Below are 23473 nucleotides of genomic sequence, written 5' to 3' on the forward strand. Positions count from 1 at the left end.
GCCAGCTCGGAGGGGATGGGCAGGTCCTGGGCGCCCCCGAGGCCGTGGGCCGAGATCGAGCCGCCCACGCTCAGCCCGGTCACCGGACTTCGAGCTGGAGCACGACCACGGCGGGCTCGTGGTTCTCGACCTCGACGACCCCGGGCTGGTCGATGGTGATCTCGTGCTCGGTGGTGCCCTTGTCGTAGGCGATCGTCTGCTCCGGGGTGCTGTGCACGTGCAGCTCACCGGCCACGTCAGCGTCGACGGTCAGCAGCAGCGTCTGGTCGACCGCGAGCTCGACCCGCTCGCCGTTGGGAGTGAACTCGTCGCCCTCCCGCGTCACGGTCAGCGCGACCGAGTCACCGTCCTGGGTGGCACCCTGCGAATCGGCCGGCGCGGCGTCGTCGCTCCCGCACGAGCTGAGGGCCAGCGCGAGGACGAGGGCGAGTGGTGCGGCGAGGGACGGCAGGCGCATGTCTGCCAGAATCCCACGAGGGACAAGCACGGCCGACGACAGGGGATGAGATGAGCGAGCGGCTCAGGCCGCGGGACGTGGCGATCCTGGCCGCCGAGTCCCCCACGACGCCGATGCACAACGCGACGGTCGAGATCTTCGACCCCGGTGCGTCCGGCTTCGACCACGACCGGCTCGTCCAGCTGATCGCCGACCGGATCGCCTTCGTCCCGCGCTACCGCCAGCGCCTGCAGGTGGTGCCGGGACGGCTCGCCAACCCGGCGTGGGTCGACGACGAGAACTTCGACCTCGGCTACCACGTACGCCGTTCCGCGCTGCCGCGGCCCGGGACGATGGACCAGCTCCGCGAGCTCGTCGCGCGCATCGTGTCCCGCCCGCTCGATCGCAGCCGGCCGCTGTGGGAGGTCTACTTCGTCGAGGGCCTCGCCGAGGGGCGGATCGCCCTGCTGACCAAGAGCCACCAGATCCTGGTCGACGGCCGCGAGACCGTCGACATCGGCCAGGTGCTCCTCGACACCTCGCCGGACCGCTCCACGCTCGGCCACGACGACGACTGGCGACCACGGCGCACGGCCGGTCCCGTGGCGGCGGCGCTCAACGCGGTGACCGACAGCCTCGAGAGCCCTCGCACCGTCTGGTCGACCACCCGGGCCAACGCCGAGTCGGTCGCCCGGCAGGCGTCGGCGACGGGGGGCCGGATCGCGGAGGTCGCGAGTGCGCTCGCCGGCCGCGGCCCGGTCCACTCGACCCCGGTGCACCGCAAGCTCTCGCAGCAGCGCCGCTTCGTCACGGTGCGCACCCAGCTCAAGGACTACCGCCGGATCCGCGAGGTGCACGGCGGCACCGTCAACGACGTCATCCTCGCGACGCTCGCGGGCGGCCTGCGCGGCTGGCTGATGACGCGCGCGGAGTCGATGGGTGGGCTCAAGACGATCAAGGCGATCGTGCCGATGTCGGTCATCGACGACGAGCTCGAGGCGACCTCGCTCGGCACCCAGATCACCGGCCACCTGGTGAACCTGCCGATCAGCGAGCCCAGCCCCGTCGTCCGGCTGCACCAGGTCAGCTACGACCTCAAGGCCCACCGCGACAACGGCCGTAACGTGTCGGCGCGACGCCTCTCGGGCATCGCCGGCTTCGCCCCCACGACGTTCCACGCCCTGGGCTCCCGGCTCGCCGCGGCCGAGCTGCGCGGCGGCTTCCACCTCTCGATCACCAACGTCCCCGGCCCCCAGTTCCCGCTCTACGCCGACGGCGCGCGGATGCTCGAGTCCTACCCCGTGCACCCCCTGCTGCCCGACCACCCGCTCGCGATCGGCGTGACGTCCTACGACGGCGGGGTGTTCTACGGCATCACCGCCGACCGCGACGCCCTACCCGACGCCGACGTGCTCGGCCAGTGCGTCCTCGAGTCGCTCGAGGAGCTCAACGACTCCGCGAGCGACTCGCGTCCGCGGGCTCCGAGGGGGCGCAAGAAGTGACCCGCCGCTACCTCCCCACCACGCTCCCGCGCCTCGCCGCCGAGTGGGACGGTGACGGCCCGGGCACCGACGACGCCGTCGTCGCCGCCGACGACGGCGAGGAGACGGAGTACGCCGCCCTGATGACGGCTGCGGACGCGTCGGCCGAGCTGCTCGCCGGCCTGCCGGACGGACGGAGGCGCCGCGTCGTGGTGGTCGCCGAGACCTCCGCCGACGATGCGCCCGTCGCCTGGCGCGACGTCGTCGCCGTGCACGTCGACGACCAGGACGACGCGGATCCCGACGACGACCTGGCGTGGTGGGCGACGCAGGAGATCGGCGACCTCGTCGCCTCCCTCTGACGGTGGCTTTGAGGGCTGTGCGTGTCTCTGACACGATCAGCGGCATGGACGCGATCTCCTTCCCGCCGGTGCCGACCAACGAGCCGAACCTCACCTACGCCCCGGGCAGCCCGGAGCGCGAGGCGCTCATCACCGAGCTGGCCGTGCAGGAGAAGAAGCAGCACTCCTACCGGGCGGTGATCGGCGGCAAGCGGCGCAACGGCGGTGGCGCGGAGATGAAGGTCGTGCAGCCCCACGACCACGCCCACGTCCTGGGCACGCTGAAGAACTCGACGACCAAGGACGCCGAGGCCGCCATCAAGGCCGCCAACGCGGCCGCGCCCGACTGGCGCGCGATGCCCTTCGACGAGAAGTGCGCGATCATCCTCAAGGCCGCCGACCTGCTGGCCGGCCCGTACCGCCAGCGCCTCAACGCGGCCACCATGCTCGGCCAGTCGAAGACCGCGTTCCAGGCCGAGATCGACGCCGCCTGCGAGCTCATCGACTTCTGGCGCTTCAACGTCCACTACGCCAAGCAGATCCTCACCGACCAGCCGATCGCGAACAGCCCCGGCATCTGGAACCGCACCGACCACCGCCCGCTCGAGGGCTTCGTCTACGCGATCACCCCGTTCAACTTCACCGCGATCGCCGGCAACCTGCCCACCGCCCCGGCGCTGATGGGCAACACCGTCGTCTGGAAGCCGTCGCCGACCCAGCAGCACGCCGCGTCGCTGACGATGGAGCTCCTCGAGGAGGCCGGGATGCCGCCCGGCGTCATCAACATGCTGCCCGGCGACGGCCTCGACGTCTCGAAGGTCGCCCTCGCGCACCGCGACCTCGCCGGCATCCACTTCACCGGCTCGACGCCGACCTTCCAGCACCTGTGGCGCACGGTCGGCGAGAACATCGCGGGCTATCGCTCCTACCCGCGGATCGTCGGCGAGACCGGCGGCAAGGACTTCATCGTCGCCCACCCGTCGGCCGATCCCGACGTGCTCCGGGTCGCGATGATCCGCGGTGCCTTCGAGTTCCAGGGCCAGAAGTGCTCGGCCGCCTCGCGCGCCTACGTGCCGAAGTCGGTGTGGGCGAAGATCAAGGACCAGCTGATCGCCGACACCGAGGCCCTCTCGATGGGTGACGTCACCGACCTGTCGCACTTCATGGGCGCCGTCATCGACGACCGCGCGTTCGCCAAGCACAAGGCCGCGATCGCGCGCGCCAAGCGCCAGAAGCACCTGACGGTCCTCGCCGGCGGCCAGGTCGACGACTCGGTGGGCTACTTCGTGCGCCCGACCATCGTCGAGTCGACCGACCCGACCGACCAGATGTTCTCCGACGAGTACTTCGGCCCGATCCTCGCGGTCCACGTCTACGACGACGCCCGCTTCGAGCAGGTCGTGGAGCAGATGGAGTCGTTCGCGCCGTACGCCCTCACCGGGGCGATCATCTCGCAGGACCGCGCGGCCATCGCGTGGGCCCGCAAGACGCTGCGCTTCGCTGCCGGCAACTTCTACATCAACGACAAGCCGACCGGCGCCGTCGTCGGCCAGCAGCCCTTCGGTGGCGGCCGCGCGTCGGGCACCAACGACAAGGCCGGCGCCGCGGTCAACCTGCTGCGCTGGACCTCGCCGCGCTCGATCAAGGAGACCTTCGTCCCGCCGAAGGACCACCACTACCCGCACCAGGGCTGACGGTGCTCCTACCCCTCTGGCGCCCCCTCTGGCACATGGGTGCCCTGCACCCCTTCGAGCAGGCGCTCACGCTCCTGCTCGCCTTCGGCCCGTTCGTGGTCCTCGGGGTCGTGGTGTGGCTGCGTCGCCGCGAGGACGGCCGGGCGGTGCCCCAGGAGGATTCCGGGGTGCCGGAATCCCCCTCACGCACCGCTCCACCGATCAGCTAGCGGGCGAGCCACTCCCGGCCGACCTTCTGCTCCACGTCGAGCGCCGACTCGATGATCCCGGCGATGAGCTTCTCGATCTTGCCGCCGAGCATCGGGATCTTCACGCTGATGTCGAGGACGACCGTCTCGGTCGTCGAGCCGCCGGACTCCGCGAGCTCGAGGGTCCCGACCGCCTCGCCGGGCTTGCCGGGGATCGCGAGGCGTACGTCGGCGGAGGTGGGGGAGGTCCAGTTCTCGGTCTGGACGATGAGGATCTCGTCGCCGACGAACGAGCGGGCGAAGGAGGGGATGTCGTCGGCGGAGCGCACCTGCTCGATGGTCACGACGTCCCCGTCGACGGTGGCCGAGCCGCGCACGACGCGCTGCCTCTCCAGCACCGCCTCGCGGAACTCCTGGTCGTCGAGCATCGCCGTGACGGCCTCCGCCGTGGCGTCGTACGTCAGCAACTTCTTGAGCCTCGTGCTCATCTGACCACCGCATTTCCGTGTCGTCGTGGGTCCAGCATCCTGCCCCATCATGGCGTGAACGACGTCGCTGACAGCAGGGTTACGCGCGGGTACGGACCTGTGTTGTGACCGTCACTCGGCGGGTTCTATGGTCGTTGCGTGGCGACGCCCGAGGAGACCAAGGACCAGCAGCTCGACGAGGCGACGCGGGCCCGGCCCGACTGGGGTGACCTGCTGCGTGCCTACTACCGCCACGTCGCTCCGGAGGAGGTCGCCGAGCGCTCGCCGGAGGACCTGTTCGGCGCCCTCGCCTCCCACCGCGACCTCGCGTCCTCCCGTCCGCAGGGCACCGCGGCCGTACGCGTCGTCACCCCGACCGTCGCCGAGTCAGGCTGGTCGTCGTCCGGCCGGTCGGTCGTCGAGGTCGTCACCGACGACATGCCCTTCCTCGTCGACTCGGTGACCATGGAGCTCAACCGCCTCGGGCACAACGTGCACTCGGTGATCCACCCGCAGCTGGCGGTGGAGCGCGACATCACCGGTGAGCTCCAGCACGTCCACGCGCACGAGGTGCGGGACGCCGCCGAGGGCTCCGGGGACGTCGTCGAGTCGTGGATGCACGTCGAGATCGACCGCACCGACGACGAGGAGGCCGCGGAGATCACCGAGGGTGTCCAGCGGGTGCTGCGCGACGTCCGCGAGTCGGTCGAGGACTGGGCCAAGATGCACGCCCAGGTGCAGGCCGTGGTCGACGAGCTCACCGACGACCCGCCGCCCCTGCCGGACGTCGAGGTGCGCCAGGGGCGCGACTTCCTCACCTGGCTGGCCGACGACCACTTCACCTTCCTCGGCTACCGGGAGTACCAGCTCGAGGCCGACGAGGACGCCCCCGACGAGTGCGGCCTGCGTGCCGTCCCCGGCTCGGGGCTCGGCATCCTCCGCCACGACCAGGACCTGTCGAGCGCCTTCGCCAAGCTGCCGCCGATCGCGAAGGCGAAGGCCCGGGAGAAGGCGCTGCTCGTGCTCGCGAAGGCCAACTCGCGCGCCACCGTGCACCGCCCGGCGTACCTCGACTACGTCGGGGTCAAGACGTTCGGCACCGACGGCGAGGTCGTCGGCGAGCGCCGCTTCCTCGGCCTCTTCTCCAGCGCCGCCTACACCGAGTCGGTCACCCGGATCCCGTTGCTGCGCGAGAAGGCCGACGAGGTGATGAACCGCGCCGGCTTCGACCCGCGCAGCCACGCCGGCAAGGCCCTGATGGACACGCTAGAGAACTACCCCCGCGACGAGCTCTTCCACACCTCGCCCGCCGAGCTCGCCCCGGTCGTGCAGGACGTGATGTTCGCGCGCGAGCGCCGCCAGCTCAGGGCGTTCGTGCGCCGCGACACCTACGGGCGCTACGTCTCGGTGCTCGTCCACCTGCCGCGGGACCGCTACAGCACCGCCGTGCGCGAGCGGTTCTCCGACATCCTGCGCGAGCAGCTCGGAGGCGAACACGTCGAGTTCACCGTCCGGGTCAACGAGTCGACCACCGCGCGGGTGCACTTCGTGGTGCACCCCGCGAAGGGCGGCACCATCCCCGAGATCGACGTCGCCGACCTCGAGCGCCGGCTGACCGAGGCGTCCCGCTCGTGGCGCGACGACTTCATCACCGCCGTCGTCAACGAGCACGGCGAGGGCGACGGGTCGCGGCTCGCGCGGGCCTGGGCCGAGGCCTGGCCGGAGGCCTACAAGGAGGACTACCCGCCGCAGCGCGCGTCGGCCGACCTCGGCCGCATCGAGGCGATCGAGGGTGAGCAGGGCATCGACCTCGCGCTCTTCGACCAGGACAAGGAGGCCGGCGCCTACCGCCGCGGCGAGTCGCGCCTCAAGGTGTTCCGCGTCGGCGAGCCGCTGTCGCTCAGCACGATGCTGCCGATGCTCACCTCGATGGGTGTCGAGGTCGTCGACGAGCGGCCGTACGAGCTCACCGGTCTGCCGCGACCGTCGTACATCTACGAGTTCGGGCTCCGCCACGGTCGTGTGCTGCCGCCCCACGAGCGGACGCTGTTCGCCGAGGCGCTGCGCGCGGTGTGGGACGGCTACAACGAGATCGACGGGTTCAACCAGCTCGTGCTCGCCGCGGGGCTCACGTGGCGCCAGGCCACGGTGCTGCGCGCCTACGCGAAGTACCTCAAGCAGGGCAACTCGCCCTTCGCCCTCGACTACATCGAGGAGGCGTTGCGCAGCAACGTCGACATCACCCGGCTGCTGGTCGAGCTGTTCGAGTCGCGCTTCCACCCCGGTCGCGGCGACCGCGCGCTGGAGGCCGACGCCGAGGCGCGCGTCGCCAAGGTCGAGGCGGTCGAGGACCGTCTCGCCAAGGCGCTCGACGACGTGGTCAGCCTCGACCACGACCGCATCCTGCGGTCCTACCGCACCCTCATCCGGGCCACGCTGCGCACCAACTTCTTCCAGCGGACCACCGACGGCGGCCTGCACCCCTACATGTCCTTCAAGCTCGAGCCGTCGGCGATCCCCGACCTGCCCGAGCCGCGCCCGCGCTACGAGATCTTCGTCTACAGCCCGCGCGTCGAGGGCTCGCACCTGCGCTTCGGCGCGGTCGCCCGCGGTGGCCTGCGCTGGTCGGACCGACGCGACGACTTCCGCACCGAGGTGCTCGGCCTGGTCAAGGCGCAGATGGTGAAGAACACCGTGATCGTGCCGGTCGGCGCGAAGGGTGCGTTCTTCTGCAAGCAGCTGCCCGACCCCTCCGACCGCGACGCCTGGATGGCCGAGGGGATCGCCTGCTACAAGACGTTCATCTCCGGCCTGCTCGACATCACCGACAACCTCGTCGACGGCGAGACGGTGCCGGCGCGCGAGGTGGTGCGCCACGACGGCGACGACTCCTACCTCGTGGTGGCCGCCGACAAGGGCACCGCGACGTTCTCCGACATCGCCAACGGCGTCGCCAAGGACTACGGCTTCTGGCTCGGCGACGCGTTCGCCTCGGGTGGCTCCGTGGGCTACGACCACAAGGCGATGGGCATCACCGCCAAGGGCGCCTGGGTCTCGGTGCAGCGGCACTTCCGCGAGATGGGCGTCGACTGCCAGGCCGAGGACTTCACGGCCGTCGGCATCGGAGACATGTCGGGCGACGTGTTCGGCAACGGCCTGCTCTGCTCCGAGCACACCCGCCTGGTCGCCGCCTTCGACCACCGCGACATCTTCCTCGACCCGGCGCCCGACGCCGCGTCGTCGTACGTCGAGCGCCAGCGGCTCTTCGACCTCCCGCGCTCGAGCTGGAAGGACTACGACACCTCGCTGATCTCCGAGGGCGGCGGTGTGTGGCCGCGGTCCGCGAAGTCGATCCCGGTGTCCGCGCAGGTGCGCGAGGTGCTGGGCCTCGGCTCCGACGTGACCGCGATGACTCCCGCGGAGCTGATGAAGGCGATCCTGCTTGCGCCGGTCGACCTCCTCTGGAACGGCGGCATCGGCACCTACGTGAAGTCGTCGGAGGAGACCAACGCCGACGCCGGCGACAAGGCCAACGACGCGATCCGCGTCAACGGCGAGGACCTGCGCGCGCGGTGCATCGGCGAGGGCGGCAACCTGGGCTTCACCCAGCTGGGCCGGGTGGAGTACGCCCGCTACGGCGCGGGCGGCTCGGGCGGACGGATGAACACCGACTTCATCGACAACTCCGCCGGCGTGGACACCTCCGACCACGAGGTCAACATCAAGATCCTGCTCGACCGCATCGTCCGCTCCGGCGCGATGGACGAGCCGGGTCGCAACGAGCTTCTTGCCGCGATGACCGACGAGGTCGGCTCGCTGGTGCTGCGCGACAACTACGAGCAGAACCTCGCCCTCGCCAACGCCGAGGCGCACGCCCCGTCCCTCCTGCACGTGCACGAAGAGTGGATGCGGGCCCTGGAGAAGCGCGGCGTGCTCAACCGCGAGCTCGAGGGGCTGCCCTCGACCCGCCAGGTGCGGCGCCGCCTCGACCGCAAGCAGGCGCTGTCCGCACCCGAGCTCTCGGTGCTGCTCGCCTGGACCAAGATCGTGCTGGCCGAGGAGCTCATCGACTCCGACCTGCCCGACGACCCCTACCTGCGCGAGGACCTGCTGGCTTACTTCCCGCAGCAGATGGTGCGCGACCTCCAGTCGGAGATCGAGGACCACCCGCTGCGCCGCGAGATCATCGTGACCCAGGTCGTCAACGACCTCGTCAACGGTGCCGGCATGACCTTCTGGCCACGGCTCCAGGGCGAGACGGGCGCGAGCCCGGCCGACCTGACCCGCGCGAACTTCGTGGCCCGCGAGATCTTCGGATCGCTGCCGCTGCGCCAGGAGATCGCCGAGCTGGACAACCAGGTGCCCGCCGAGCGGCAGACCCGGATGCGGATCGAGATGCGTACGCTCGTCGAGCGGGCGTCGCGCTGGCTGGTCACCAACCGGCGACCGCCGCTCGACTCCCGCGCGACGGTCGACTTCTTCCGCGAGCGGGTGCAGGCCGTGATGGCCGAGCTGCCGTCGGTGATGAGCGGTCGCGAGCTCGACGACTTCCGGGCCCGCGAGTCACGCCTCAGCGACAACGGCGTACCTCCCGAGCTCGCGTCCCGCGTGGCGGTGCTCGCCCCGGCCTACGCCGTGCTCGGGATCGTCGAGACCGGCGACCGGCTGGGCATCGACCCGGTCGAGGTGGCCCGGGTCCACTTCGCCCTCGGCGAGCGGCTCGGGCTTCCGGCCCTCGTCGAGCGGATCTTCGCGCTGCCCCGCGACGACCGCTGGCAGACGATGGCCCGCGCCGCCGTGCGCGACGACCTCTACGGCGTGCACCAGCAGCTCACCGCGCAGGTCCTCGAGTCCACCAGCCCCGACGACCCGGCTCCGGTGCGGGTCGCGGCGTGGGAGGACTCCGACGAGGAGCTGATCGGCCGCGCGGCCGAGACGCTGGAGGAGATCTGCCGCGAGGAGACCGCCGAGCTCGCCCGCCTGTCGGTGGGTCTGCGGGTCGTGCGCGGCCTGCTGTCCTGAGGCCTGCGGGTCGAGTGCGCCCGCGGTAGTGGTCGCCGCGACGCTCCGCACTCGACCCTGCGGCCTCGGTCAGAAGAGCAGGAGTGCGGCGACGATCCCGGCCGCGACGACCGCCCAGCGGAAGACCGCGTCGGGCAGCTTGCGACCGATGCGGGCGCCGACGTAGCCGCCGACCAGGGAGCCGGCGGCGAGCACGGCCGCGACGTCCCAGCGAGGATCGGCGACGACCACGAAGATCAGGCCGGCGACGATGTTGCCGACCATCAGCGACAGCGTCTTGAGCCCGTTGACGACCCGCAGCTCGAGGTCGGTGCCGAGTCCGAGGACCGCCACCATCATCACGCCCGCGCCGGCGCCGAAGTAGCCTCCGTAGACACCGGTGACGGTGGCGAAGAACGTCGTCGCGGGCGACATGTGGCGCCGCTCGGCGAGCTGCTCGCCGTGCTGCCGCTCGTGGCGGGCACGCAGCCAGGCGGCGATCCGCGGCTGGACGCCCACGAGCAGGCAGGTGAAGAGGATGAGGAACGGGACGATCGCCTCGAAGACCCCCGGTGGCAGGCCGAGCAGCAGCGCTGCACCGATCACCGCCCCGCCCGCGCAGACCACCACGATCACGACCGACAGGCGTCCGCCCTCGCGCACCTCCTCGCGATAGCCGACGACGCCGCCGAGGCCGGCGGGGATCATCCCGAGGGTGTTGGAGACGTTGGCGACGACGGGCGGCAGGCCGAGCGCGACGAGCACCGGGAAGCTCAGCAGCGACGCGACCCCCACGGTCGAGGACAGCACGCCGGCGCCGAACCCGGTCACCAGGACCAGGAGCGCCTCGAGTGCGGTCACGGCTGCTCGCGGAGCAGGGCGACGTCGCTGACCATGGCCACGTGGGCGTGCATCGCGGCGGCAGCGGCCTCGGGGTCGCCGGCGCGGATCGCCTCGGCGACGGCGGTGTGGCCGGCCAGCGAGTCCTGCGGACGGCCGGGCTGGCCGAGCGACTCGAGCCGCGTCTCGCGGATCAGGTCACCGATCTCGTCCATCAGCCGCGCCAGCAGGAGGGAGTGCGAGGCCGCCGTGACGGCGCCGTGGAAGCGCTCGTCACCTTCCACGCCGCGGCCACCGGCCTCGACCTCGGAGGCCATGAAGGCCAGGGCGTCGTCGATCCGGGCCATGTCGTCGTCCGTACGGCGCGCGGCGGCGAGCGCCGCGATCTTGGTCTCGAGGGCGTCTCGCGTCTCGATGATCTCGGGCAACCGGTCGGCGTGGCTGCGGATCGCCTCGACGATGCGGGTGGACTGGCGGTGGCCCGCGGTGACGACCGTGCCGTCCCCGTGGCGTACCTCCACCACGCCGATGACCTCGAGCGCGACCAGCGCCTGGCTGAGCGTCGCGCGGCTGACGCCGAGCCGCTGCGCGAGCTCGCGCTCGGGGGGCAGGCGGTCGCCGGCGGAGAGCCCGTTGTCGCTGATCCACGACGAGATCTGCCCGGCCACCTGCTCGTAGAGGCGGGTGCGCAGGAGCCGGGGAGGGAAGGCGGCGTCGGACATGCAGACACCCTATTGACTGCTGGCTCATTGTGCTATTGGCTAGGCCACTGAGCCAGCGCGTGACGAGGGTCACCCCCGATCCAGCGGTGCCGGCGCGACTCGGAGGTGTGGACCATGGGTCCGGAATGGATTGCGATCCTCGCGTTGGTCGCCCTGTTCGTGATCGGCACGCTGCTGCCGATCAACATGGGAGCGCTGGCCTACGTCGCCGCGTGGTTCGTCGGGATGTACGCCCTCGACCTCGACGAGAAGGAGATCCTCGCCGGGGTCAGCGGTGACCTCATCCTCACGCTGATCGGGGTGACGTACCTCTTCGCGATCGCGCGCAACAACGGCACGGTCGACCTCATCGTGCGTACGGCGGTGCGCGGCGTCGGCGGTCGGGTGGCCCTGATTCCTTGGGTGATGTTCGCCGTCACCGCCATCCTCACCGGCATCGGAGCGGTGAGCCCGGCCGCCTGCGCCATCATCGGCCCGATCGCGCTCGGCTTCGCCGGGCGCTACGGCATCAGCCCGCTGATGATGGGCATGTTCGTCGTGCACGGCGCCCAGGCCGGCGGGTTCTCGCCGATCAGCATCTACGGCGTGATCACCAACTCCGTGATGGAGGGCGCGGGCCTCCCGTCGAGCGAGATCACCGTCTTCCTCGCCAGCCTGATCGTCAACACGATCATGGCCGCGATCCTCTTCGTGGTGCTCGGCGGTCGCAAGCTGATGTCGATGCGGATCGACCCCGACGACCCGGACACGCTCGACGAGGACCTGCACCGCGGCGGCGCGACCGTCCCGGCCCGCGGCATGGGTGCCAGCGCGCCGGTCGGCACGCAGTCCCAGGGCGTGCGCCGCGACCAGATTCTGACGCTCCTCGCCTTCGTCGCGGTCGCGCTCGTCGCGCTCGTGTTCGACAAGAACATCGGCTTCGTCGCGATCACCGCCGCGGTCATCCTCGCCATGCTCAACGCCAACGAGCACAAGGACGCGGTCAAGCAGATCGCCTGGCCCACCGTGCTGCTGGTCGCGGGTGTCAGCACCTACGCGACCATCCTCACCACCGCCGGCTCCCCGGAGTTCGTCGGCAAGTGGGCCGCCGGCCTGGGTGCGGTCGCCATCGGCGCGCTGATCCTCTGCTACGTCGGCGGCATCGTCTCGGCGTTCGCCTCGTCCACCGCGCTGCTGCCGGTGATCATCCCGATCGGCGTGCCGCTCATCGCCGACGGCGGGATCAACGCCGCCCTCTTCGTGGCCGCCCTCGCGGTGTCGTCGACCATCGTCGACGTCAGCCCGTTCAGCACCAACGGCGCACTGATGCTCGCCAACAAGCCCGACTCCATCAGCGAGCCGGTCTACTACAAGCAGATCCTCGGCTACGGCGTCATCGTCACCCTCGTCGGGCCGCTCCTCGTCTGGGCCGCGCTGGTCCTCCCGGGCTGGTGACCCGCTCATGACCGGACCTCTTTCCGACCTCTTGGTCGTCGACCTCACCCGCGCCCTCGCCGGGCCCCACGCCACCCAGATGCTGGGCGACCTCGGCGCCCGGGTGATCAAGGTGGAGGCGCCCGGCAGCGGCGACGACACCCGTGGCTGGGGACCGCCGTTCGTCGGCGAGCCCGACGCGCGCCAGTCGACGTACTTCCTCTGCACCAACCGCAACAAGGAGTCGATCGCGCTCGACCTCAAGGACGAGGTCGACAAGGACGTGCTGGTCGGGCTCGTCGAGCGGGCCGACGTGCTGGTGGAGAACTTCCGCACCGGCGTGCTCGAGCGGCTCGGCCTCGGGATCGAGGAGCTGATGCGCCGCAACCCGCGCCTCGTCGTCCTCTCGATCACCGGCTTCGGCCACGACGGGCCCGAGGGCGGTCGGGCCGGCTACGACCAGATCGCCCAGGGCGAGGCCGGCCTGATGTCGCTGACCGGCTCCGGACCCGACGACCCGCAGCGCGTCGGCGTGCCGATCGCGGACCTGCTGTCCGGGATGTACGGCGCCTACGGCATCCTCGCCGCGCTCCACGAGCGCGACGTGACCGGCAAGGGCCAGGTCGTGCGTACGTCGCTGCTGGCGGCCTGCGTCGGCGTGCACGCCTTCCAGGGCACGCGCTGGACCGTCGCGGGCGAGGTCGGCCGCGCGCAGGGCAACCACCACCCGTCGATCGCCCCCTACGGCCTCTTCCGCTGTCGCGACGGCGCGGTGCAGATCGCGCTCGGCAGCGAGGGGCTGTGGAAGCGGTTCTGCGGTGGCTTCGGGATCGACCCCGAGGCCGACGGGCTCGCCACCAACAGCGAGCGCGTCGCCGAGCGCGACCGGGTGATCGAGGTCGTCGAGGCGGCCTTCGCCGACTGGGACGCCGAGCCGCTGCTCGCCCGTCTCTCCGAGGTCGGCGTGCCCGCCGGCAAGGTGCGCTCGCTCGACGAGGTCTACGAGTGGGACCAGGTCGCCAGCCAGGGGCTGCTCGTCGACGTCGAGCACCCGACCCTCGGTGGACTCACGCTGCCCGGCCCGCCGCTCCGCTTCTTCGATGCCGCCGGTGACGAGGTGACCCGCAAGGACCACACCGCGCCGCCGCTGCTCGACCAGCACGCCGACGAGATCCGCGCCTGGGTGGGCGGGGGCGGTTCGTGACGAAGCGGTGGTCGGCGCACGAGCTGCTCGACCTGGTGCTCGACCCGGGCACCTTCACGTCCTGGGACGAGCCGATCGACCTGTCCTACGCCGCCCCGGACTATCGCGTCGTCCTCGAGGCGGCGGCAGCGAAGGCCGGCACCGACGAGTCCGTGCTCACCGGCCGCGGCGAGGTGCGCGGTCGCCCGGTGGCGGTCGTGGTGAACGAGTTCGGCTTCCTCGCCGGCTCGATCGGGCGCGCCGCCGCCGACCGGATCACCAGCGCCGTACGACGTGCCACCGCCGAGGGCCTGCCCCTGCTGGCGAGCACCTCGTCGGGCGGCACCCGGATGCAGGAGGGCACGCCCGCCTTCGTCCGGATGGCCGAGATCTCCCGGGCGCTGATGGAGCACCGGGCCGCGGGCCTGCCCTACCTCGTGCACCTGCGCCACCCGACCACCGGCGGCGTCTACGCCTCGTGGGGCTCGCTCGGGCACGTGACCGTGGCCGAGCCCGGCGCGCTCGTCGGCTTCCTCGGCCCGAAGGTCTACGAGGCGCTCAACGGTCGGCCGTTCCGCCCGGGCGTGCAGGTCGCGGAGAACCTCGCCGCGGCCGGGGTGATCGACGGCGTGGTCGCCGCCGAGGACCTTCCCGAGATGGTCGACCTCGCGCTGGCCGTGCTGGTCGACGCCCCCGGCCCTGGCCGCCTGCCCGCCCGCGCCTCGACGCCCCTCGGCGACCACGACGCCTGGGACAGCATCCAGCGCACGCGGCGTACGGACCGGGCGGGGCTGCGCGATCTCCTCGCCCACGGCGCCACCGGGACGATCCAGCTGCGCGGCACCGACGAGGGCGAGCGCGACTCGACCGTCATGGTGGCGCTCACGCGCATCGACGACCAGCCGTGCGTGGTGGTCGGCCAGGACCGGGCCCGGCAGTCACCGGGTCACGCGATGGGACCGGGCGCGCTGCGCGAGGCGCGGCGCGGCATGCGGCTGGCCGAGGAGCTCGGACTCCCGCTCGTCACGGTCATCGACACCCCCGGCGCCGAGCTGTCAACCGACGCCGAGGAGCGCGCGATCGCGGGCGAGATCGCGCGCTGCATCGCGACCCTGACGACGATGACGGTGCCGACCGTCTCGGTGGTCCTCGGTCAGGGCTGCGGGGGAGGGGCGCTGGCGTTCCTGCCCGCCCAGACGGTGATCGCGACCGAGCACGCCTGGCTCTCGCCGCTGCCGCCCGAGGGCGCGAGCGTGATCGTGCACGGCGACGTCGACCACGCTCCGGAGATGGCCGCGCGCCAGCGGGTGCGGGCCAGCGACCTGCTCGAGGACGGGATCGTGCAGCACGTCGTGCCCGAGGTGGACGGCGAGCCGGCCCGCGACCTCGCGGTCGCCGTGGCCGCGGATGTGTCCGCGCTGCTGCGCGAGATGACCCGACGGACGGCGGTGGCGCACGCCTCCTGAGCGGCGCGTGGCGTCAGCCCGCGGGGCGGTGCGTGAGGGGGATTTCCCGGGCTCGGAATCCTCCTCGACCACCGCCCGCCTGCGGGTCGCACGCCGCCGACACGCGCTCGGCCCAGGTGAGCGGTGGCCCAGCCACATTCCGTACGCCGCATGGGTGGCTGGACCACCGCCCGCCGGCGGGTCGTACGTCGACGCGCGCGCGGCGGTGCGCCAGCCACGTTCCGAGCGGAGGAAAGGTGGCTCAGTCACCGCCCGAGGGCATCAGCTGGCCTTCTTGGCCTGCTTCTTCGCAGCCGTCTTCTTGGCGGTCGACTTCTTGGCGGCAGCCTTCTTCGCCGGAGCCTTCGCGGACTTCTTGGCGGGGGCCTTCTTGGCGGGGGCCTTCTTGGCGGGGGTCTTCTTCGCGGCCGGCTTCTTCTCGTCGGCCCCGTCGTCCTCGCCACGCGCGGTCTTGGCCGCGGCGACCGACTTCTGCAGCGCGGCGAGCAGGTCGACGACCTCGCCGGAGGTCTTGGTCGAGGTCTCGGTGCGCTTGATCTCGCCGCCCTCGATCTTCGACTTCACGAGCGCCTCGACGGCGCCGGCGTAGTCGTCCTCGAACTCCGTCGCGTCGAAGTCGCCGGCGAGCGTCTCGACGAGCATGTGCGCCATCTTGACCTCCTGCGGCTTCACGTCGCCGGTCTCGACGGAGAAGTCGGGCGTGCGGATCTCGTCGGGCCACATCATCGTCTGGAGCACGATGACGTCGTCCTTGACGCGCAGCACCGCGATGCTGGTGCGCTGGCGCAGGGCGACGGTCACGACGGCCATCCGGTCGGCGTCGAGCAGCGCCTGCCGGAGGAGCGCGTACGGCTTGGCGCCGGCGCCCTCGGGCTCGAGGTAGTAGGACTTCTCGAAGAGCAGCGGGTCGATCTGCTCGCGCGGCACGAACTTCTCCACCGCGATCTCGCGCGACGACGTCGACGGCAGCTCGGCCATGTCGTCGTCGGTGAGGATGACCATCTCGCCGTCCTCGGTCTCGTAGCCCTTCGCGATGTCGGCGTAGGCGACTTCCTCGCCGTCGAGGGAGCAGACCCGCTGGTACTTGATCCGGCCGCCGTCCTTGGCGTGCACCTGGCGGAAGGAGACGTCGTGGCTCTCCGTCGCCGCGTAGAGCTTCACCGGGACACTGACCAGGCCGAACGAGACGGCACCCTTCCAGATCGCGCGCATGCACCGACGATAGCCGTCACGTCTGACGCTCGTCTCGTGCAAAGGGGTGGCAGAGGGATGCCAGACTTCAGCCGTGCGCCCCATGCTCGCCAGCAAGACCGACCGCGTGCCCACCGGCGCGCAGTGGCTGCACGAGGTGAAGTGGGACGGCGTCCGCGTCCTGGTCGACGTCCGCGACGGCGTGGCCCGGATGACCAGCCGCAACGACAACAACGTCACCGCCGCCTGGCCCGAGCTCAGCGCCCCGCCGCTGGGCGATCGCGACCTGATGGTCGACGGCGAGGTGATCGCCCTCAACGAGCGCGGCCTCCCCGACTTCCGCGTCCTCCAGCACCGGATGCACCTGCGCAACGCCAAGGAGGTGGCGCGCCTGGTGAAGACCGTCCCCGCCACGCTCATGGTCTTCGACCTGCTGCGCCTCGACGGCGAGGACCTCACCGGCCGCCCGCTCGAGGAGCGCCGCGCGCTGCTGGAGGAGCTGCCCCTCGGTGACACGACGTGGCAGGTGCCGGCGGCGTACGACGACGGCGACATGCTGTTCGACGCCACCCTCGCCCAGGGCCTCGAGGGGGTCGTGAGCAAGCGCCGCGCCTCGCGCTACCGCTTCGACCAGCGCAGCGAGGACTGGCGCAAGCTGGCCCACCGCCACCGCGGGTCCTTCGTCGTCGGCGGCTGGCGCCCCCAGTCCGGTACGACGAACCGGCTGGCGGCGCTGCTCGTCGGCGAGCAGACCGCCGACGGCCTGCTCTACCGCGGCCGGGTCGGCAGCGGCATCGCCGGCCTCACCAGCAAGCGGCTCGCCGAGCTGCTGGCGCCGCTGGGCAGCGACGCGAACCCGTTCGACGACGAGGTGCCGCGCGTCGACGCCGACGGCACGTTCTGGGTCGAGCCGCGGGTCGTGGTCGACATCGACACGCACGGACTGGGGTACGAGCGGCTCCGGCAGCCGTCCTTCCAGGGCGTGCGCGACGACCTGACCCCGGAGGACCTGGCATGACCACCCCACGACGTTCTTCTCCTCCGCTGCGCTCCCCCGAACAACGCCGCGGGGACCCCGGATGAGCCCGACCAACGAGGTGCAGGTCGACGTCGAGGGCCGCACCCTGACGATCAGCAACCTCGACAAGGTCCTCTACCCGCGCACCGGCACGACCAAGGGCGAGGTGCTCAACTACTACGCGCAGGTCTCGCCGGTGCTGCTGCCGCACCTCAAGGACCGCGCCGTCACCCGGATCCGCTGGCCCAACGGCGTGGAGAAGGCGAGCTTCTTCGAGAAGAACAAGCCGGCCGGCACGCCGTCGTGGGTCCGTACAGTGTCGGTGCCCACCACCGGCTCGCGCTCCGGCAAGGGTGACGGCACCATCGACTTCCCGATCTGCGACGACCTCGCCACCCTCACCTGGCTCGCCAACCTCGCCTCCCTCGAGCTCCACGTGCACCAGTGGACCGTCGAGGAGGACGGCACGCCCCGCCACCCCGACCGCCTCGTCATCGACCTCGACCCCGGCGAGCCGGCCGGCCTGCACGAGTGCGCGCAGGTGGCGCTGATGGTGCGCGACGCGCTGGCCGAGCGTGACCTGGGCTGCACCCCGGTCACGAGCGGCAGCAAGGGCCTCCACCTCTACGCCCCCATGGACGGCTCGCTCGACAGCGACGGCACCACGGCGCTGGCCAAGGAGGTGGCCGAGGAGCTGCAGAAGGAGCACGGCGACCTGGTCACGAGCGTGATGACCAAGGCGAAGCGGCCGGGCAAGGTCTTCCTCGACTGGTCGCAGAACTCAGGGTCGAAGACGACGGTCTCGCCCTACTCCCTGCGCGGCAAGGAGCGGCCCACCGCCGCCACGCCGCTGACCTGGGAGGAGGTCGAGGAAGGCGCGGAGGACGACCTCGCGCTCGACCAGTTCACTCTTGCTGAGGTGCTGGAGCGGATCAGCGAGCTGGGCGACGTCTTCGAGGCATGAGCACGGCCGGAGGGGTGGTGCCCGCATCGGCCCGAGAATGTCTGTTCCTGCCCGGATCTCTTTTCCTTCGTGTGACCGTCGTGAGGGTCCCGCGTAGATCGGTGCAACGGATCCTTGACACATGTCCCGCATCCTGCTGATCCCCGTCGCCGTGCTCCTCGCGGCCGGTGCCGTGGTCGTCGGACCCGGCGAGCAGGCTCCCGCGGTTCCGTCCCAGACGGTCGTGACGCCGACGGTCGACATGGGGAATCAGCAGACCAGCCGCTGACCGTACGCATATGCTCGCCCGCATGGTGCATGACGTGTTGGTGGTCGAGGACGAGGAAGACATTGCCGTCCCGCTCCTGCGCACGCTCGAGCGCGAGGGCTATCAAGTGAGTCGGGTCTCGGGCGGAGCGGACGCAGTGAAGTTCGTGGTCGACGAGGCTCCCTCGGTCGTGATCCTCGATCTGGGCCTGCCCGACATGGACGGCATCGACGTCTGTCGGCAGATGCGCTCCAGTGGCTACTCCGGCGGCATCATCATGGTCACCGCCCGTGCCGGCGAGCTCGACCGCGTGGTCGGCCTCGATGTCGGCGCCGACGACTACCTCGCCAAGCCGTTCGGCCTCGCCGAGCTGCTCGCCCGCGTGCGCGCCCTGCTGCGCCGCAGCTCCGTCGTCGTCACCAGCGACACCACGGTCACCACCGCGTCCGGCCTCAAGATCGACGCCGCCTCGCGCCGCGTCCACCTCGGCGAGCGCGAGATCGCGCTGACCGCCAAGGAGTTCGACGTCCTCGCCGTCCTCGCCTCCCACCACGACAAGGTCGTGCCGCGCGAGACGCTGATGAACCAGGTGTGGGACCAGAACTGGTACGGCTCGACCAAGACGCTCGACGTCACCATCGGCCGCCTGCGCAACAAGCTCGAGGCCGCCGAGGCGGGGGAGCGCGTGGTCGCGATCCGCGGCGTCGGCTTCCGCCTCGAGACCGGCACCCCCGCCTGACCACGTCGCCCGTCCTGCTCCGGGCGTACGTCGTCGACGACGCGCCGCGGGTGCTCGACACCCTCGGCCGGCCCGAGGTGGTCCGCTGGCTGGGCAGCCCGGTCCCGATGGCCGACCTCGCTGCTGCTCACGAGTGGATCGAGTCGAAGCGACGCCGCGAGGAGGCCGACCCGTTCGACCTCGCGCGGGCGATCGTCGTCCGGGAGACCGGCCTCGTGGCCGGCACCGTGTCGCTCTCGCGCTGCCACCGCCGTGACACCGGCGAGTTCGTCGGTGAGTACGAGGTCGGCTGGACGCTGCACCCCGACAGCACCGGCCACGGCCACGCCACCGAGGCGGCGAGGCTGCTGCTCGACGACGTCTTCGCCCGCGGCCTGCCGGAGGTGTGGTGCGGGGTCTTCGTCGGCAACGAGGCGTCCTGCCGGGTCGCCGAGCGGCTCGGCCTGCCGCTCGTCGGAGTGGGGCCGGACCCGTGGTGGGACGGCGACAGCCACCTCTACCGGGTCAGCCGCGAGGAGTGGCTCACCTGACGCTCGACTTCTCCACAACCTTTACGAAGCCTCTGTTTCCGGCCCGCTCCGCGCGGGTAGCGTCCCTGGTGCACGTTCTCGGGGAAGCAGGCACCAATGGCAGTGGACCGTCTGGCAAAGGATCGGCCGTCGCCGACGCATGCCCATGAGGACCTCGTCCTGCGCCTCGACAGTCAGGTCCGCGAGCGTGTCCGCCGCGAGGGCGTCGACCCGCAGCGCGAGGCGCTGGTCGTACGCCGCATCGCCGAGGACGTCGTCCGCGACCACGACGACCTCAGCCTCACCGGTGCCGTGGCGCCGATCGCCGACGACGGCGCGATGGTCGGCGAGCTGGTCGCCCGGATCTCCGGCTTCGGCCCGCTGCAGCCCTTTCTCGACGACCCCGAGGTCGAGGAAGTCTGGATCAACTCCCCGGAGCGGGTCTTCATCGCGCGGCGTGGGCGCCACGAGCTGACCAACCTCCGGCTCGACGCCGCGCAGGTCAACGAGCTGGTCGAGCGGATGCTGAAGTCGAGCGGGCGCCGCATCGACATCAGCACGCCCTTCGTCGACGCGATGCTGCCGGAGGGCCACCGGCTCCACGTGGTGCTGGAGGGCATCACCCGCGGCTTCACGGCGGTCAACATCCGCAAGTTCCTGCTGCGCGCGCACCGGCTCTCCGACCTCGTCGGGCTCGGCAGCCTGACGCCGCAGGCGGCGTCCTTCCTCGAGGCATCCGTGCGCGCCGGCCTCAACATCCTCGTCGCCGGCGGGACGCAGGCCGGCAAGACGACGATGCTCAACTGCCTGGCCGCGTCGGTGCCGGGCGGTGAGCGCGTGGTCAGCGCCGAGGAGGTCTTCGAGCTCCGGTTCAGCCACCCCGACTGGGTCGCGATGCAGACCCGGCAGGCCGGGCTCGAGCAGACCGGCGAGATCGTCCTGCGCGACCTGGTCAAGGAGGCGCTGCGGATGCGGCCGAGTCGCATCCTGGTCGGCGAGGTCCGAGCGGCCGAGTGCCTCGACCTGCTGCTCGCGCTCAACTCCGGGCTGCCCGGGATGTGCACGCTCCACGCCAACAGTGCGCGCGAGGCGCTCGTGAAGATGTGCACCCTTCCCCTCCTCGCCGGAGACAACAGTTGATACGGGATGTATTCTGTCGCCGTGGAACGGGGTGTCATCTATGGTCGCGCTTCCCGGGATCCCAGGGGCGGCGGCACCAGCGTGTCGAAGCAGATCGAGCGAGGGCGCAACTTTGCCCAGCGCGACGGTGTCGATGTCGTCGCTGAGATTCGTGACGACAACAAATCAGCGTCACGCGGTTCGCGCGAGCGCGACGGGTTCCTGAAGGTCCGCGGTCTGATCGATGCTGGGCGAGCCGACGTTTTAATCTTGTGGGAGGTTTCGCGGTCAAGTCGCGATCTTGAGGAGTTCATGGGTCTTGTCAATGCCTGCGCTGACAACGGCCTCGAGATAGCGGTGTCCGGCACGCGGTATAACCCCACGAAGGTTGACGACTGGCTGCCCTTGGTGCTGCAAGGGGTCATGGCGGAAGCTGAGGCTCGGCGCATCAAGAAGCGAAACATCGACAGTGTCGAGACGAATGCGTTGCGTGGAAGTCCGCATGGTCGCATCCCGTATGGCTTCCGGCGATGCTACGACTCTCGCACCGGCATCCTCGTCGGCCAGACTCCATTTGTGCGGGTAGATTCATCGGGTAGTCCTGTACGAACGCCTGAAGGCGAGTTCGTGCCAGTCCTGAGTGATGAGGCTCCGAGGACCCTCTCCCCGGAGGCAGTGGTACTGGTCGAGGCCGTCAACACCTTGCTAGATGGAGGGACTCTGCGTCAGATCTGTCGCGATCTCAACACTCGTGGGATACCGACCCCTAGGAAGGCGCGCAGGTCAACGCTGGAAGAGAACCCCATGGGCGTTGTTACAAACTGGGAACCATCAACCTTGCGCCAATTGCTGTTGAATCCGACGATCGCCGGTCGGCGCATCCATCGCGGCGAAGACATCGGAAAGGCGTCCTGGGAGCCGATAGTTCCGCATGGCACGTGGCTGAGGTTGCGTGCTTTGCTTAAGGATCCCGCTCGGTTGAGCGTGTCTAACCCCAGGGGCCCGGCCCCCCGCCACCTCCTGAGCGGGATCGCCACATGCGGCGAATGCCATGCCCGTCTCAAAGCGGCGACGAATCTGTCGAGAATGCCTCGTGCGTACGCCTGCCGCAACGAAGGTTGCATGCGGGTTACGGTGAGCGCTGATCGCGTCGACGAGTGTGTTGAGGCAGTCCTTTTCGCCTTGTTTGCCCGCCCCGACTTCATCGCCTCTGTTGCGGCAGCGCACGATCGCCGTGAGAAAAAGCGGCGAGACGAGCCCGACCTCGAGTCCTTGATCGACGAACGGGAACGCGAGCTCGACGAAGTCGAAGGGATGCGAGCAGAGGGCTCGTTGACTTTGCGTGCCTACGCAGCGGAGACGAGGCGTATTGAGGCGTCGATCGAAAAGCTTCGCGACAGTCAGACGGCCTCGGTGAGCTCGCCAGCGGTCCGGCGTATGCTGACTGCGCTCACGCTCGAAGAAGGGTGGACCCGCGCCGACCTTCAAGATCGTCGAGAGGTCGTCCGGACGCTGCTGGGTGTGACTATCAAGCGAGCAGAAGTTCGTGGTCGGAAGTTCGATCCCGACCGGGTCGTCATTGTCCCGAGCCGCATCCTGGCTTTCGACTCGTTGCAGCCAAGCAGCGCGTAATTCCTGCGCGACCGGGACGATCAAGCGGCCTCGATGGCACGAACGTTCCTCATGCCGTCCAGTTGCTGACAGTCATCCTCAAGATTCAGGCGGGACACGAGGTGGTCAGCCACGGTGGGTCCAACTGGTGGGAAACCCGCCGCTACCCGCTCCGCCCACCCTCGGATTGTGCCGGCCGCCGCGCCACGGACAGCCGCCGCTTCGAGCGTGTCGACCCTTTTAGTACGCATGAGAGGAAAAGCAACGGCTGGCACAAGAAATCGGACAACCTGCAGCGATTCAGCACGCGCGGTACTCCTCGCGGATGGAGCCGAGGCGTCCTCGGTGTTGGCGGTGACTAAGTGTGACGAACAGGCAGCTTGATCAAGCGTGTTGGTTCGCACCGCACGTAACTGAAGCGATTCGACGCGGTGTCGCGTGCCGGGTTCAGTGGAGGCTCTGAACTGACGCGGCGACGGTAGTCGCTACGGGGTTGTGCCGGTAGTGGTCGTCCTCGAACTCGACGGGTGGGACGAGTCCGATCTCGCCGTGTAGGCGGCGGTGGTTGAACCAGTCGATGTATTCGGCGACGGCGATCTCGAGGTCGTCGATGCTCTTCCACGGCCCCTTGTTGCGGACCAGCTCGGCCTTGAACAGCGAGTTGAACGCCTCGGCCAGAGCGTTGTCATACGAGTCGCCGGTGGAGCCGACCGACGCGACGGCGCCGGCCTCGGCCAGCCGCTGGGTGTAACGCACGGCGAGGTACTGACCAGGTTCAACCAGTCGATGCAACACCGGCTTGTTGGAGCAACAGTAGATGCTCGTTGAACGCCTCGGCGGGTG

The 23473-nt window shown here is 70.4% G+C and carries 21 protein-coding genes; 15 read left to right on the forward strand and 6 right to left on the reverse strand.

Annotated elements, in window-relative coordinates; genetic code table 11:
* Positions 1 to 79 precede the first annotated feature (79 nt).
* On the reverse strand, positions 80 to 457 hold the full coding sequence (locus tag EUA06_RS21715; RefSeq protein WP_242498317.1) for a hypothetical protein: 378 nt from the start codon (positions 455 to 457) through the stop codon (positions 80 to 82).
* A 50-nt stretch (positions 458 to 507) separates the two neighbouring features.
* Here EUA06_RS21715 and EUA06_RS21720 point away from each other — a divergent pair, with 50 nt between their 5' ends.
* From EUA06_RS21720 to EUA06_RS22600, 4 genes are read left to right on the forward strand one after another with little or no spacing between them, the layout of a single operon-like run.
* Positions 508 to 1938 carry a WS/DGAT/MGAT family O-acyltransferase gene (locus EUA06_RS21720; protein WP_129479709.1) on the forward strand — a complete coding sequence of 477 codons (1431 nt, stop codon included), beginning with the start codon at positions 508 to 510 and terminating at the stop codon, positions 1936 to 1938.
* Positions 1935 to 2279, forward strand: a complete 345-nt coding sequence (locus EUA06_RS21725; protein WP_129479711.1) for a DUF6912 family protein — start codon at positions 1935 to 1937, stop codon at positions 2277 to 2279. Before EUA06_RS21720 ends, EUA06_RS21725 begins: the two co-directional genes overlap by 4 nt.
* Before the next feature lie 44 nt (positions 2280 to 2323).
* On the forward strand, positions 2324 to 3952 hold the full coding sequence (gene pruA, locus EUA06_RS21730; protein WP_129479713.1) for an L-glutamate gamma-semialdehyde dehydrogenase: 1629 nt from the start codon (positions 2324 to 2326) through the stop codon (positions 3950 to 3952).
* Positions 3953 to 3987: 35 nt separating this feature from the next.
* Complete coding sequence (locus tag EUA06_RS22600) at positions 3988 to 4161, forward strand: hypothetical protein (RefSeq protein WP_165354499.1); 174 nt, start codon at positions 3988 to 3990, stop codon at positions 4159 to 4161.
* On the opposite strand, the gene EUA06_RS21735 is transcribed toward EUA06_RS22600, so the two are convergent.
* A complete protein-coding gene (locus tag EUA06_RS21735) occupies positions 4158 to 4628 on the reverse strand; it encodes a DUF2505 domain-containing protein (protein WP_165354500.1) in 471 nt (156 codons plus the stop codon). The two genes, EUA06_RS22600 and EUA06_RS21735, sit on opposite strands and share 4 nt — an antisense overlap.
* Before the next feature lie 138 nt (positions 4629 to 4766).
* Between EUA06_RS21735 and EUA06_RS21740 the strand changes: the two genes are divergently transcribed.
* Entirely contained in the window at positions 4767 to 9629 is a 4863-nt protein-coding gene (locus tag EUA06_RS21740) for an NAD-glutamate dehydrogenase (protein WP_129479717.1), read from the forward strand.
* A gap of 69 nt (positions 9630 to 9698) precedes the next feature.
* On the opposite strand, the gene EUA06_RS21745 is transcribed toward EUA06_RS21740, so the two are convergent.
* Positions 9699 to 10469: a sulfite exporter TauE/SafE family protein gene (locus tag EUA06_RS21745; protein ID WP_129479719.1), complete on the reverse strand. Its 771-nt coding sequence runs from the start codon at positions 10467 to 10469 to the stop codon at positions 9699 to 9701.
* Positions 10466 to 11170 carry a FadR/GntR family transcriptional regulator gene (locus EUA06_RS21750; RefSeq protein WP_129479721.1) on the reverse strand — a complete coding sequence of 235 codons (705 nt, stop codon included), beginning with the start codon at positions 11168 to 11170 and terminating at the stop codon, positions 10466 to 10468. The genes EUA06_RS21745 and EUA06_RS21750 overlap by 4 nt, the downstream gene beginning before the upstream one ends.
* Positions 11171 to 11284: 114 nt before the next feature.
* On the opposite strand from EUA06_RS21750, the gene EUA06_RS21755 reads away from it, so the two are divergent.
* The 3 genes from EUA06_RS21755 to EUA06_RS21765 are packed head-to-tail and all read left to right on the forward strand — an operon-like array spanning position 11285 to position 15232.
* Positions 11285 to 12604, forward strand: coding sequence for an SLC13 family permease (locus tag EUA06_RS21755; RefSeq protein WP_129479723.1), 1320 nt, complete (start codon positions 11285 to 11287; stop codon positions 12602 to 12604).
* Positions 12605 to 12611: 7 nt separating this feature from the next.
* On the forward strand, positions 12612 to 13787 hold the full coding sequence (locus tag EUA06_RS21760) for a CaiB/BaiF CoA transferase family protein (protein ID WP_129479725.1): 1176 nt from the start codon (positions 12612 to 12614) through the stop codon (positions 13785 to 13787).
* On the forward strand, positions 13784 to 15232 hold the full coding sequence (locus EUA06_RS21765; protein ID WP_129479727.1) for a carboxyl transferase domain-containing protein: 1449 nt from the start codon (positions 13784 to 13786) through the stop codon (positions 15230 to 15232). The genes EUA06_RS21760 and EUA06_RS21765 overlap by 4 nt, the downstream gene beginning before the upstream one ends.
* A 261-nt stretch (positions 15233 to 15493) precedes the next feature.
* Here EUA06_RS21765 and ku read toward each other — a convergent pair whose 3' ends face one another.
* Positions 15494 to 16444 carry a non-homologous end joining protein Ku gene (gene ku, locus EUA06_RS21770; protein ID WP_129479729.1) on the reverse strand — a complete coding sequence of 317 codons (951 nt, stop codon included), beginning with the start codon at positions 16442 to 16444 and terminating at the stop codon, positions 15494 to 15496.
* 82 nt (positions 16445 to 16526) lie between these two features.
* Between ku and ligD (EUA06_RS21775) the strand changes: the two genes are divergently transcribed.
* The 7 genes from ligD (EUA06_RS21775) to EUA06_RS21800 all read left to right on the forward strand — a co-directional run bounded on the left by ligD (EUA06_RS21775) (position 16527) and on the right by EUA06_RS21800 (position 22651).
* Entirely contained in the window at positions 16527 to 17441 is a 915-nt protein-coding gene (gene ligD, locus EUA06_RS21775) for a non-homologous end-joining DNA ligase (RefSeq protein ID WP_129479739.1), read from the forward strand.
* A gap of 61 nt (positions 17442 to 17502) precedes the next feature.
* Complete coding sequence (gene ligD / locus EUA06_RS21780) at positions 17503 to 18405, forward strand: non-homologous end-joining DNA ligase (RefSeq protein WP_129479731.1); 903 nt, start codon at positions 17503 to 17505, stop codon at positions 18403 to 18405.
* A 121-nt stretch (positions 18406 to 18526) separates the two neighbouring features.
* Positions 18527 to 18673 (forward strand): hypothetical protein, encoded by a 147-nt coding sequence (locus tag EUA06_RS22605; protein WP_165354501.1) that lies wholly within the window; start codon positions 18527 to 18529, stop codon positions 18671 to 18673.
* A 22-nt stretch (positions 18674 to 18695) separates the two neighbouring features.
* The gene (locus EUA06_RS21785) at positions 18696 to 19391 is read left to right on the forward strand and encodes a response regulator transcription factor (protein ID WP_242498318.1); all 696 of its coding nucleotides are present in this window, start codon (positions 18696 to 18698) and stop codon (positions 19389 to 19391) included.
* Positions 19392 to 19405: 14 nt separating this feature from the next.
* Positions 19406 to 19921, forward strand: coding sequence for a GNAT family N-acetyltransferase (locus EUA06_RS21790; protein WP_277985692.1), 516 nt, complete (start codon positions 19406 to 19408; stop codon positions 19919 to 19921).
* A gap of 96 nt (positions 19922 to 20017) precedes the next feature.
* Positions 20018 to 21040: a TadA family conjugal transfer-associated ATPase gene (locus tag EUA06_RS21795; protein WP_242498319.1), complete on the forward strand. Its 1023-nt coding sequence runs from the start codon at positions 20018 to 20020 to the stop codon at positions 21038 to 21040.
* A gap of 21 nt (positions 21041 to 21061) precedes the next feature.
* A complete protein-coding gene (locus EUA06_RS21800; protein WP_165354503.1) occupies positions 21062 to 22651 on the forward strand; it encodes a recombinase family protein in 1590 nt (529 codons plus the stop codon).
* A gap of 426 nt (positions 22652 to 23077) precedes the next feature.
* On the opposite strand, the gene EUA06_RS21805 is transcribed toward EUA06_RS21800, so the two are convergent.
* Positions 23078 to 23473, reverse strand: a 396-nt coding sequence (locus EUA06_RS21805) for an integrase core domain-containing protein (RefSeq protein ID WP_207208492.1), incomplete at its 5' end; no start/stop codon positions are given.

This window comes from Nocardioides glacieisoli (assembly GCF_004137245.1).
Classification (GTDB): domain Bacteria; phylum Actinomycetota; class Actinomycetes; order Propionibacteriales; family Nocardioidaceae; genus Nocardioides; species Nocardioides glacieisoli.